The organism is Azospirillum sp. TSH20 (genome assembly GCF_003115935.1).
Taxonomy (GTDB): Bacteria; Pseudomonadota; Alphaproteobacteria; order Azospirillales; family Azospirillaceae; genus Azospirillum.
Genome location: NZ_LGQU01000039.1, coordinates 1 through 12,434 on the forward strand (window position 1 = coordinate 1; position 12,434 = coordinate 12,434).

General features: G+C 68.7%; 11 protein-coding genes. 7 read left to right on the forward strand and 4 right to left on the reverse strand.

Annotation, left to right across the window (positions count from 1 at the left end):
* The 6 genes from TSH20_RS10825 to TSH20_RS10845 all read left to right on the forward strand — a co-directional run.
* Positions 1–746, forward strand: a 746-nt coding sequence (locus tag TSH20_RS10825; RefSeq protein WP_146207476.1) for an NAD(P)(+) transhydrogenase (Re/Si-specific) subunit beta, incomplete at its 5' end; no start/stop codon positions are given.
* Between the two features lie 99 nt (positions 747–845).
* Positions 846–1,133 carry a DUF1330 domain-containing protein gene (locus TSH20_RS10830; protein ID WP_109074742.1) on the forward strand — a complete coding sequence of 96 codons (288 nt, stop codon included), beginning with the start codon at positions 846–848 and terminating at the stop codon, positions 1,131–1,133.
* A 142-nt stretch (positions 1,134–1,275) separates the two neighbouring features.
* Positions 1,276–1,404 (forward strand): hypothetical protein, encoded by a 129-nt coding sequence (locus TSH20_RS36140; protein ID WP_256379244.1) that lies wholly within the window; start codon positions 1,276–1,278, stop codon positions 1,402–1,404.
* A gap of 183 nt (positions 1,405–1,587) precedes the next feature.
* Positions 1,588–2,613, forward strand: coding sequence for an ABC transporter substrate-binding protein (locus tag TSH20_RS10835; protein WP_109074743.1), 1,026 nt, complete (start codon positions 1,588–1,590; stop codon positions 2,611–2,613).
* Between the two features lie 30 nt (positions 2,614–2,643).
* Positions 2,644–3,396, forward strand: coding sequence for an ABC transporter permease (locus TSH20_RS10840; protein WP_085090656.1), 753 nt, complete (start codon positions 2,644–2,646; stop codon positions 3,394–3,396).
* A complete protein-coding gene (locus TSH20_RS10845; protein ID WP_109074744.1) occupies positions 3,384–4,154 on the forward strand; it encodes an ABC transporter ATP-binding protein in 771 nt (256 codons plus the stop codon). Before TSH20_RS10840 ends, TSH20_RS10845 begins: the two co-directional genes overlap by 13 nt.
* An 11-nt stretch (positions 4,155–4,165) precedes the next feature.
* On the opposite strand, the gene TSH20_RS10850 is transcribed toward TSH20_RS10845, so the two are convergent.
* The 3 genes from TSH20_RS10850 to TSH20_RS10860 form a co-directional block, all read right to left on the reverse strand.
* On the reverse strand, positions 4,166–5,380 hold the full coding sequence (locus tag TSH20_RS10850) for a threonine ammonia-lyase (protein ID WP_109074745.1): 1,215 nt from the start codon (positions 5,378–5,380) through the stop codon (positions 4,166–4,168).
* Positions 5,377–8,190: a penicillin acylase family protein gene (locus TSH20_RS10855; RefSeq protein ID WP_109074746.1), complete on the reverse strand. Its 2,814-nt coding sequence runs from the start codon at positions 8,188–8,190 to the stop codon at positions 5,377–5,379. Before TSH20_RS10855 ends, TSH20_RS10850 begins: the two co-directional genes overlap by 4 nt.
* Before the next feature lie 142 nt (positions 8,191–8,332).
* Positions 8,333–10,648, reverse strand: a complete 2,316-nt coding sequence (locus tag TSH20_RS10860; RefSeq protein ID WP_247871271.1) for an MHYT domain-containing protein — start codon at positions 10,646–10,648, stop codon at positions 8,333–8,335.
* Positions 10,649–10,858: 210 nt separating this feature from the next.
* Between TSH20_RS10860 and TSH20_RS10865 the strand changes: the two genes are divergently transcribed.
* Positions 10,859–11,452: a hypothetical protein gene (locus TSH20_RS10865; RefSeq protein ID WP_247871270.1), complete on the forward strand. Its 594-nt coding sequence runs from the start codon at positions 10,859–10,861 to the stop codon at positions 11,450–11,452.
* Positions 11,453–11,456: 4 nt separating this feature from the next.
* On the opposite strand, the gene cbiB is transcribed toward TSH20_RS10865, so the two are convergent.
* Entirely contained in the window at positions 11,457–12,419 is a 963-nt protein-coding gene (gene cbiB / locus TSH20_RS10870; protein WP_109074748.1) for an adenosylcobinamide-phosphate synthase CbiB, read from the reverse strand.
* Positions 12,420–12,434 lie beyond the last annotated feature (15 nt).

The following is a 12,434-nucleotide window of genomic DNA, read 5'->3' on the forward strand; positions in this document are numbered from 1 at the left end:
CGATGCTGAACAGCTACTCCGGCTGGGCGGCTTGCGGCATCGGCTTCACCCTGCAGAACAATCTGCTGATCATCACCGGTGCGCTGGTGGGCTCCTCGGGCGCGATCCTGTCCTACATCATGTGCAAGGGCATGAACCGCTCGATCTTCAACGTCATCCTCGGCGGCTTCGGCGGCGAGAGTGCCGCGGCCGGCGGTCCCGCCAAGGGTCCGCAGGGCAGCGTCAAGGCCGGCTCGGCCGAGGATGCCGCCTACATCATGAAGAACGCCCAGTCGGTCATCATCGTCCCTGGCTATGGCATGGCCGTCGCCCAGGCCCAGCACGCCCTGCGTGAAATGGCCGACGTACTGAAGCACGAAGGCGTGGATGTGAAGTACGCCATCCACCCGGTGGCGGGCCGCATGCCCGGTCACATGAACGTGCTGTTGGCCGAGGCCAACGTGCCGTACGACGAGGTGTTCGAACTGGAGGACATCAACCGCGACTTCGGTACGGCGGATGTGGCCTTCGTCATCGGCGCCAACGACGTGACCAATCCGGCCGCCAAGACCGATCCGACGTCGCCGATCTACGGCATGCCGATCCTTGACGTGGAGAAGGCCAAGACGGTGTTCTTCATCAAGCGCGGCATGGCTGCCGGTTACGCCGGTGTCGAGAACGAGCTGTTCTTCCGCCCCAACACCATGATGCTGTTCGGCGACGCCAAGAAGGTCACCGAAGAGGTCGTGAAGGCGATGGAAGCCTGACCGGCATCCATAGCGGTTGACCGGAGCGGGCGCGGGAAGCAAGGCTTTCCGCGCCCGTTTCTTTTGGGCCGAAAAACGACAAGAGAGGATGCGGAAACCATGACCGCCTACATCATTGCCGACGTCCGCGTGACCGACCCCGTCGCCTATGAGGTCTACAAGTCGCTGACCCCCGATGCGATCGCCAGGAACGGCGGACGCTTCATCAGCCGCGGCGGCGAGACGGCGGTGCTGGAAGGCGATTGGCAGCCCAACCGGATCGTCATCCTGGAATTCCCGGACATGGCGGCGGCCAAGGCCTTCTACGACAGCCCGGAATACCGCAAGGCGCGCGAGGCGCGTCGCAACGCCGCCGATTTCAAGATGATCGTGGTGGAAGGTCTGTAACGGACGGCCGGCGTCGTTACCGTCGGTTACACAACATCGTTCACGGGACACACCGCAGCAACACGGCCCCGCTATCGCTTACCGTCACCGAGAGACGGCGGCTTATCCCCGCCGTCCTCCCCACAGTGACGGAAATCAGGCCATGGACGATGACGATCTCTGCGAACCATTCGATTCGCACCTCACGCTCTGGACCCGCATCGCGGTTGCGATCCTGTTGGTGGGGGTATCGCTCTGCGGCGTGTCGCTCTACCTGCTGACGGAGAGCTGAGGCCCTACCGCCCAAGCCGCGCCGAACCCACAATTTCTGCGGCTTTCCGGCGGTGTCCGGCGCATTAATAACAAAGATTTTTTGTGTGATATTGAATTCCCTTTTCCAGTTATGTGGAAATCGCTCTTCTCCATCCGTGCAATCGTGCTAAATAGCCTCGGAACCCCAGTCGAGGATGATCCGATGCTTCGCACCACCCGCCGCTTCACCCTTGCCGCCCTGGTTGCCCTCGGTACCGCCGCCGTGATGCCCGGCACCGTGCGCGCTGCCGATCCGGTGAAGCTGGAGATCGGCTATATTCCGATCCTGGCGGCGTCGCCGCTGTTCATCGTCGATGGGCAGGGCTGGGCCAAGGATGCGGGGATCGAGCTGAAGCTGACCCGCTTCGAATCCGGCCCGCACGCCATCCAGGCGATGGCCGCCGGCAAGATCGACCTGCTTTATGCCGGCGTCGCCCCGGTGCTGGTCGCCCGCACCAAGGGCGCCGACATCTCGGTCATCGCCAATTCGGCGGTGGAGGAAATGGTGGTCGCCGCGCGCGGTCCCTTCGCCAAGGCGGTGGGCACCAACCCGACCGCGGAGTCCTTCAAGAAGTTCGCCGCCGATACCGGCCGCAAGCCGAAGTTCGGCACCCAGCCGCCGGGTTCCGTTCCCGACACCGTGCTGAAGTACTGGCTGTTCAAGGTGGTGAAGGTCGATCCCGCCGACGTGGAACTGGTGCCGATGGGCATCGAGAAGACGCAGCAGGCCCTGCTGGCCGGCGCGCTCGACGCCGCCACCATCCGCGAGCCGACGGTGACCGTCACCCAGCAGATGGACCCGAACGTCGCGCTGCTCGCCACCGGCGCCCAGATGTTTCCGAACCAGCCAGGCACCGTGGTCTCCGCCCGCGCGGAAGTGCTGAAGGCGCATCCCGACGCCATCAAGGCCCTGCTGAAGGCCCACATCCGCGCCGTCGACATGATCGCCAAGGATCCGGCCGCGTCGGCGAAGCTGGTGAACAACTATCTCGGCAAGGGCCTGCTGGAGCCGGCGACGCTGGAAGCCGCCTTCAAGGGGCCGGGGTCCAACTTCCTCGCCGACCCGCACAAGGTCGTGCCGGCGGTCGAGCAGATGATGGCCTACACCAAGGAGATCGGCTCGGCCAGCGAGACGGTGCCGGTGGCCGAGGCCTTCGACTTCAGCTTCTACGACGCCGCCGCCAAGTAAGCCGGCCGACCGATGCAGACCGACAAGCCGATGAAGTCCTATCAGAAAGTCGCCCTATCGGCGCTGGGCGTGCTCGTCTTCCTGCTGGCGTGGGAAGCGGTGGCGCGCAGCGGCGTCGTGCCGGCCCGGCTGCTGCCCTCGCCGAGCGCGGTGCCCGCCGCCTTCCTGACCGAGTTCAAAAGCGGCACCTGGCAGGAGATGGTGCTGGCCAGCCTGTCGCACTATCTGGTCGGGCTGTCGCTGGGCACCTTCCTCGGCGTGTCCTTCGGCACGGCGGCGGCACTGTGGGGCAAGTGGGACGCCTTCCAGGCCTGGGTCGTGCGCATGCTGCGCCCGATCCCGGCGATCGCCTGGATCCCCTTCGCCATCATCTGGTTCGGCGTCAGCGAAGGGGCGGCGTCCTTCCTGATCTCGCTGACGGTGTTCTGGATCAACTACTACGCCAGCTATGCCGCGGTGCGCGGGGTGGACAAGGACCTGATCGAGCTTGGCCATGCCTTCGGGCAGGGCGGGCTGATCCCGCGTCTGTTCAAGATCATCCTGCCGGGCGCCCTGCCGGGCATCCTGTCGGGCATGCGCGCCGGGCTGGGGCAGGGCTGGATGACGGTGGTCGCGGCCGAGCTGTTCGGCATCTCCGGCCTTGGCATGCGGATGATGGAGGCGTCCGGCCTGCTGGCCACGCACATCGTCGTGCTCTACATGGTCACCATCGCGCTGCTCTACGGCGTGTCGGATTTCCTGTTCATGCAAGTTCAGTCGCGGGTGCTCTCATGGCAGCGGTGACCCTTTCCAAGACGTCCACCGCCGGGTCGGTCATCGACCTCGAGGACGTGTCCATCGGCTATGGCAAGGACGCGCCGCCGGTGCTGGTCGACGTCAACCTGTCGGTCGAGCGCGGCAGCTTCGTCGCCATCGTCGGCCCGTCCGGCGTCGGCAAGTCCACGCTGCTGCGCGTCGTCGCCGGGCTGCACACCGCGCGCAGCGGCGGCGTCACCATCCACCAGGACCAGCGCCCCGGCCATCGCCCGGTCGGGCTGGTGTTCCAGGACTCCCGACTGCTGCCCTGGCGCCGGGTGATCCGCAATGTGGAGTTCGGCCTGGAGGGCCTGCCGGTCAGCCGTGACGAGCGCCGCCGGCGCGCGGAGGCCGCGTTGAAGCTGGTGCGGCTCGACGGCTACGCCCGCCGCTGGCCCTACGAGCTGTCGGGTGGCCAGCGCCAGCGCATCGGCATCGCCCGCGCCATGGCGGTGGACCCGGACATCCTGCTGATGGACGAACCCTTCGGCGCGCTCGACGCCATCACCCGCCACAATCTGCAGGACGAGCTTCGCCGCATCCACCAGGAGACCGGCAAGACCGTGCTGTTCGTCACCCACGATCTGGAAGAGGCGGTGCATCTGGCCGACCGCATCATCGTGCTGGGCGGCACCCCGGCCCGCGTGGTGCGCGACGTGCGCAACAGCGCCGGCCGGGACGGCTCGGTGTTCCGCGATCAGGTGGAACAGCTGCGGTCGGAGATCGCGGACAATTACAGCATCTGAGGGGTGGGGTCCTACCCCACCTCAACCATCAGGCTGGTCGGATAGCCCGCGTCCTTCATCCGTGCGATCAGCGCATCGACATGGGTCTGGTTGCGGGTTTCCAGCACCACGTCCACTTCGGCCATCTTCACCGGCACATTGTGGAACAGGCGCTGGTGGTGGACCTCGACGATGTTGGCGCCGGCCTCGCCCAGCAAGCGGGTGACGCGGGCCAGAGCGCCGGGGGCGTCGGTGATGCCGATGCGCAGGCGGACGATCCGCCCCTCATAGACCAGACCGCGCATCAGCACCTGCGCCATGATGCGCGAATCGATGTTGCCGCCGGACAGCACCATGCCGACCTTGCGGCCGCGGTAACGCTCCGGCTCTTCCAGAATGGCGGCGAGCGCGGCGGCGCCGGCCCCTTCGGCGACCAGCTTCTGCATCGTGGCGAGGCGGTAGACCGCTTCCTCCAACCGGGCCTCGCCCACCTCCACCACGTCGTCGACGAGCGCGCGGATGATCGGCAGGGTCAGGGCGCCGGGCGCCTTCACCGCGATGCCCTCCGCCACCGTGGCGCCGCCGCAGGTGATCGGCTGTCCGGCCAGCGCCTGACGCACGGCGGGGTAGAGGCTGCACTGCACGCCGACGATCTCCAGATCCGGCAGCAGCGCCTTGGCCGCCGTCGCCATTCCGGCGATCAGCCCGCCGCCGCCGATCGGGACCACAAGCACGTCGAGGTCCGGGACGTCCTCCAGCAGTTCCAGCGCTGTCGTGCCCTGGCCGGCGGCGACCAGCGGGTCGTCGTAGGGATGGACGAAGGTCAGCCCGTCGCGCGCCGCCAGATCATGGGCGAAGGCGGCGGCCTCGCTCAGCGTTTCGCCATGCAACTCGACGGTGGCGCCCAGATTCTCCGTCCGCTCCACCTTGGTGAAGGGGGTGAAGGCGGGCATGACGATGGTGGAGCGGATGCCGAGCCGCGTGGCGTGGCAGGCCACCGCCTGGGCATGGTTGCCGGCGGACATGGCGATGACGCCGGCTTGGCGCTCCGCCTCGCCCAGCGACAGCAACTTGTTCAACGCGCCACGCTCCTTGAAGGAACTGGTGGCGTGCTGGCTCTCCAGCTTCACGTGCAGCCGGCACCCCGCCATGTCCCCCAGGCGGGGCGCCGGAACCGTGGGCGTTCGGGACAGATGCCCCGCGATGCGCGCCGCCGCGGCGCGCACGTCCTCCAGAGTGATGGTCATTTCTTGTTTGTCCCGGTGTTGCGTGGTGTGAGTGTCAGCACCTCCGCCCCTGCCGAGACCAGCGTGCCACGGTCGCCGGCCAGACGCAACGAGCCGCCGTCGCGCCACAGTCCGACCAGATCGCCCCAATGGCGGGACCAGATGTTGCCGGACTGGCCGGTGGCGATCACGAAGCGGGAATTGTCCAGATCGGCCAGATCATAGACCGCGCGGAACCCGGCGCCATGGACATGGCGGAACGGGTTTGCCGGGTCGCGGGTCGAGGTCGTGCCGCGGTTGACGGTGAAGAAGCCGCCGTCGGTTTCCACCGACAGGTCGGCAGTGCCGCCGATCAGCGGCAGGCGGCTCAGCATCCGGTGGACCAGCGCCGCCTTGTGGTCGTCGCCCCAGCGCCAGCTTTTCGGGCTGGAGCCGTGACGCTCGGCCAGCATCGCCACCGCCGCCTCCAGCGACCGGCCGATCACGTCGGCGCAGCCTTCCTTCTGCGGCGTGGTGACGTCGTCGCACCACTCCGGCCGCTCGTTCAGGACATGGCGCAAAGCCTCCGGCCGCAGGTCCCAGTAGGAAGCGAAATCGGGCCCGAGCTCGTCGGCGAACACCGCACGGACCAGTTCGCGCATCCAGGCGGTGAAGATCAGCGGTTCCGGCCGGTTGCGGTCCATGCGGCCGTCCCAGTTGCGCAGAAGCGTCGCCGCATCGCTGGCGAGGCCGGGTGGGGACGGATATTTCAGAAGTTCGGGCAGGAAGTCGCGGGCGGGAAGCGAGACGATGTCCATCTGCTGCTGCGCCACCTCCTCGACGGAAAAGCGTCCGGTGCCCAGCATCTCGACGATGCGCTTTGCGCGCGACGGATCGGGCCATTCGGTCGCGAGGCGGTAGGGATAGTCGCGCCCGACCACAGCGTTGTTGGCGTTGACGAACTGCCCGGACGGCGGATTCACCGACTGCGGCAGGGCGTAGTAGGGCAGGAAGCCGGTCCAGTCATACTCGCCGGTCCAGCCGGGAACCGGCACGCGGCCGTCGCCCTTGCGGCGGATCGGCACCCGGCCGGCGGAGATGAAGCCGACCGTGCCCGACACATCCGCATAGACGACGTTCTGCTGCGGAGCGACATGCAGGCGCATCGCTTCGCGCGCCGCTTCCGCCGATGCCGCGTGGTTCAGGCGGTAGAGCGCCTCCGCACTGGTATCGTCGTCGGCAAGGCCGGGGAAGGACAGCGACAGCACCGTGCCGGGCGCATTGCCGGCGGGCATGGCGTCGAGGTCGGAAATGACCGGGCCATGCCGCGTGCTGCGCACGGTCAGCGTCTGCGACGGCTCGCCGGCGATGGCGATGGTCTCGGCGCGCGTCTCGAAGGGCTGGCTGCCGTCGGGGGTCAGATAGCGGGCGGGATCCTGCGGGTCGGGCTTCTCGACGAACAGGTCCTGCGTGTCGCTGTGGGTGGTGGTGAAGCCCCAGGCGACCTTGCCGTTGTGGCCGAGGATGGCCAGCGGCACGCCCGGCACGGTGGCGCCGGTGACGCTAAAGTCGGGCGTCACGATGCGGGCGAGATACCAGAGGATCGGCGCTTCCAGCCCGAGATGCGGGTCGTTGGCGAGGATCGGCTTGCCGGTGGTGGTGCGGGCGCCGGTCAGGACCCATTCATTGGATGCGGTGTCGAAGCCCATTTGCGGCAGGGCTGCCAGGGTGCGGCGCACGGTTTCCCGCAAATCCATGCCGCGCAAGTCGGTCGCCAGCGTCGTGGGGGCGCCGGGGGCGTCGGGCGGGAACAGGTCGTCGACCTGGGCCGGCGACAGCCGTTCCAGCACGCGGGAGCGGAACAGCTCGTCGCGGTAGTTGGCGGACAGCTGCAGCGCCATCAGCTTGGCCCAGACCAGGCTGTCAGTGACGGTCCAGGGCTCCGGCGTGTGGCGCAGAAGCTGGAATTCGATCGGCAGCGCCTCCGACCGCGTGGCGAGATAGGCGTTCACGCCCTCGGCATAGGACTCGAAAGCGGTGCGGGCGTCCGGCGACAGGGTGGCTTCCATCGCCTCCGCCGAGCGGCGGACGCCCAGCGTGCGCATCAGCCGGTCGCTGCGCAGGGCGAAGTCGCCGTATTTGGTGCCGATCAGCTCGGCAAGCCGGCCGGCGCCGGCGCGGCGCATCGTCTCCATCTGCCACAGCCGGTCCTGGGCGTGGGCATAGCCCAGCGCGCGGTAGGCGTCGCTTTCCGTCGCCGCGAAGATATGGACCACTCCCTGCTTGTCGCGGACGATCTCCGCCGGGGCGCCACTGCCGGGGATGGCTATGGTGCCGCTGGTCTGCGGCTGCTGCGCCCGTATCCACCAATAGGCGCCGAGCAGCGTCACCGGGGGCAGCAGAACCAGCACGCCCGCGACGACCGCCACCTTGCCCCAACGCCCGCGCGGCAGGCGGAATTGCGGGCGTCCCGGCGGCCGGTTGGACGGCGGGGTTTGGGGCGGATATTGCGGGGGAGGGGCGTAGGGAGGAACCGCTTGCGGCGGCTGCACGCCATAGGGCGGCGCCGGCTGCTGCGGATAGGGATAGGGCTGCCCGGGTGGATAGCTTCCGGGCGGGTAACCGTCGGGCGGATAGACCGACTGCTGCGGAGCCTGCGGATAGGGTGCGCCGGGATAGGGTGCGCCAGGGTACTGGACCGGTGGCTGCTGCGGGGGCGCCGGATGTCCGGCATATGGAGGTGCAGCGGGCGGTGCGGCAGGAGGGGCGGGGCGGGACAGCGCACGCGCCAGGGCGGCGCGGAGATGGAAAGCGCAGGTCTCGCCGGCGCGGATCAGGGAACGGCGCAGCATCACGGTCCGTGAGAGAGAATGGGGCGGCGACGGGCGGGGGCCGCCGGGGGGCTCGTTCGGGTGGCGGATGCTAGTCCCCCGGCCGCCGGCCCGTCCAGGGTTGGTTCGGTGGAGTCGGGCGCTTTTTACCGCCGCGTCCCGCCTATGCGGCCGAGGTCAGGATCTCGCGCAGCATCGGGGCCGACACCGGCTTGTGGATCAGGCGGTGGCCGCTGCGCTGCACCTCGGCGATGCGGGCGGGGTCGGTGTCGCCGGTCAGAACCACGGCGGGGACGCGCACGCCGCAGACGCCGTAGATGTCGCGGATCGCCTCCACCCCCGTCCGTCCTTCGCGCAGGCGATAGTCGGCGACGATCATCGCCGGTTGCCGGCCGAGATTCAGCAGCGACGCGATCGCCTCGTCGGCCGACACGGCGGCGACCACCTCGTATCCCCATTCCTCCAGCATCGCCCGCATGCTGAGCAGGATGATGGTGTCGTCGTCGACGACCACGATCAGCCCCTTGGCGTCCGGCGGTTCGGCTGGGCAGCGCACCGGTTTCGGGACCGGGCGGGGAACCGCCGTTGGCAGGTCGAGGAAGAAGCCGCTGCCGCGGCCGGGTGTCGAGCGCACCACGACCTCATGGTCCAGCAACCCGGCCAGCCGCCGCACGATCGCCAGCCCCAGTCCCAGACCCTTGCGCCTGTCGCGTTCCGGGTTGGCGAGCTGGATGAACTCCTGGAAGATGTCCCCCGTCCTGTCGGCGGGGATGCCGATGCCCTGGTCGATCACCGCCAGCCGCAGAGTACCGCCGCGGTGCAGGCAGCCGACCAGGATATGGCCGCGCTCGGTATAGCGGATGGCGTTCTCGATCAGGTTGCGCAGGATGCGTTCCAGCAGGGCGGGGTCGCTGCTGGTCCAGGCGGAGGTCGGGACATGGCGCAGCGTCAGCCCGGATTCGGTGGCGCGGATGCGGTATTCCTCCGCCAGCCGGTCCAGCAGGGGCCCGAGCGCGAAATCGGTGATGCCGGGCTTCACAACCCCGGCATCCAGCCGCGACACGTCCAGCAGGCTGTCCAGCATCACCCGGAGACCGTTCAGCGAATCGGTCATGCTGGCCAGCAGCGGCGACGTGGGGTGGTCCTGCAGCTTGTCCGATAAGGCGTGGGCAAAGAAGAACAGCGACTGCAGCGGCTGGCGCAGATCGTGGCTGGCGGCGGCGAGGAACTTGGTCTTCGCGCGGTCGGCCCGCTGGGCGTCGTCGCGGGCTCGGACCGCCTCGATCCTCGCCGCCTCCGCCTCGTCGCGGGCGCGCAGGATCGCTTCCTCGGCGGCCTTGCGGGCGGTGATGTCGCGCATGATGCCGGTATACATGCGCCGCCTGCCGACATGCCATTCACCCACCGACAGGTCGAGCGGGAAGGTGGAGCCGTCCTTGCGCAGCCCTTCCACCTCGCGGCCGATCCCGACGATCCGCCGCTCTCCCGTCCGGTGATAGCGGTCGAGATAGCCATCATGGGCGCTCCGGTACGGCTCCGGCATCAGCATGTTGACGTTGCGGCCGATCACCTCGTCGGCGCGGTAGCCGAAGGTCTTCTCCGCCGCATGGTTGAAGGATTCGACGGTGCCCTGGTCGTCGATCAGGATGATGGGGTCGACCGCGGTGTCGACGATGGCGCGATAGCGCGCCTCCTGTTCCGCCGACCGCTCCGCCTGCTGCCGGCGGTCGAGCAGCGACGACAGCATCGCGAGCGAAAGCAGCAGCAGCGTGCCCACTCCCGTCATGATCGCCAGCAGGGAGGGGGAAAGCGCCATCCGCTGCCCGGAGGAGGTCATCGCATGGGCCGGCATGGCGTGGTAAGCGCCCATGCCGTCGGGCGCCGCGGTGCTCACCTCGGTTATCGGCTCCATCCCGGCCGCGGCCATGCCGGTGTAGTGCATCGTCACCACGCCCAGGCCCAGCAGAACGGCACCGGCGGCACGTTGCAGCGGGCGCGGGGTCCGGAAGGCCAGCCACATGGCCGCGGTGGAGGCGACGATGGCGACGGCCACCGAAACGGCGACCAGAATGACGTCGTAGGACAGGTTCATGTCCATGCGCATTCCCGCCATCCCTACATAGTGCATGCTGACGATGCCCAGCCCCGTCAGGGTTCCCGCCACCGGCAGGGTGTGACGGCGGGGACGGTTGCGGGCGACGGCGAACAGGCCGGCCCCGGAAACGGCCACCGCCAGCAGGAAGGACAATGCGGTAAGCCCGGCGTCGTAGCTGATCGGTATGTCGCTGCGATAGGCGAGCATGCCGATGAAGTGCATCGACCAAATCCCCGCCCCCAGCGCCAGCGCCGCACTCGCCAGCCGCCGGCCGTCGCCCGGGTCGCGCTCGGAATCGCCGCGGCGGTTCGGCGCGATGGAGGGATTGGCCGTGCCGTTGCCGCTGTGATGGGCGAGATCCAGCGCCACATAACCGCCGAACACGGCGATTACGTATGACAACGCGACAAGGAGGGGGTCGTAATGGCCGGGCACGGTGGGCTTTGCTGTTGTGGGACCACGTTCGGGGAGGGAGCAGACCTGATTGTGCGTGTACAGGAACAATTTTGGTGAAGGTGCCAGCCCCTTCCTGCAAACGAAAGGCTTGCCTTGGTGGTAGACAGGCGACCTAGGCCGTCCGTCGGGATATTTCGAATGAACAGCAAACTCCCGCCCGGCCCCACGCCAGGGGCAGACAAGCATACCGCCTCGCCGGTTCGGCCGAAGCAGCCGTGGCGGCTGTTGGCTCGGCTGCTGCGTCCGGTCGCGACCCTGCTCGCGGTCGGATATTTCCTTCTGGATGCGCTGGCTTACTGGGTGGTGCGGCCGGTGGTCCGCCGGATCGCCCGGCTGCCACTGTTCGGGCGGATCGGCCGCTGGGTGGCCGGGCTGGGGCCTTACCCGTCGCTGATCCTCGTCCTGGTGCCCCTGGCGTTGCTGGAGCCGGCGAAGCCGGTCGGGGCATGGCTGTTCGCCACCGGCCGCCCGATATCCGGGGCCGCCGTGATCGTCGGGGCGGAACTGGTCAAGATCACCCTGGTTGAGCGGCTGTTCCATGCCGCCAAGCCGAAGCTGCTGACCATCGGCTGGTTCGCCTGGGGCTATGTTCGGGTGACGGCCTGGCTCGCCTGGCTGAAGGAGACCGCTCCCGTCCGCGCCGCCCGTCGTCTGCTGTCCGGCCTCCGCCGTGTCGGTCGCCGGGTCGGCCGGCGGCTGTCGCTGATGATGCGGCGGTTGGCGCGCGGGTGACCGCCTATCCCAGCGCCGCCAGCGCCAGCGCCGAGGCGATCAGCAGGGCGCAGGCGCGGCGGTAGAGAACCAGCGCCCGGTCGATGTCGTCGGGGGTGGCGGCGGTGCGGCCGGGGCCTAGCCAGACATCCTCGATCCGGGTGGCGCCATAGACCCGCGGGCCGCCCAGCCGCAGGTCGAGCGCGCCGGCCATCGCCGCTTCCGGCCAGCCGGCATTCGGGGAGCGGTGGCGGTGGGCGTCCCGCCGGACCGACGCCCAGGCCTGCGTCGCGTCGCCGCCGCCGGTCATCCAGGCAGCCCCCACCAGCAGAAGGGCGGTCAGGCGCGATCCCGGCAGGTTGACCAGATCGTCCAGCCGCGCCGCCGCCCAGCCGAAGGCCTCGTGGCGCGGGGTGCGGTGGCCGATCATGCTGTCAGCGGTGTTGACCGCCTTGTAGAGCGCCAGACCGGGCAGCCCGCCAACCAGCAGCCAGAAGGCCGGTGCCACCACCCCGTCGGAAAAATTCTCCGCAAGGCTTTCGATGGCGGCGCGGGCGACGGCGGGCTCGTCGAGCGTCGCCGGGTTGCGGCCGACGATCATCGACACCGCCCTGCGCGCACCCTCCAGCCCACCGGTGCGGAAGCCCTTGGCAACGGCCGCCACATGGTCGTGCAAGCTGCGCTGGGCCAACAGGGTGGAGGCCAACACTGCCTCGACCAGCCAGCCGAACGGCAGCAGCCGGCAGACCCAGGCCACCGCCACCGCGACACCGCCGACCGTCAGCAGAAGCACCACAACCGCCAGCACGCCGAACGCCTTGCGGCGGCCGAAACCATCGGTCTCATGGTTGAGCGTACGGTCAAGCTGGGCGATAAGCGCTCCGATCCACACGACCGGGTGACGGATGCGGGCGTAGAGTGGATCGGGATAGCCCGCCAGCGCTTCGACGATGAGTGCGGTGGCGAGCAGGAAGGGATGCAGCGGCACGGGTGGGACGTTCCA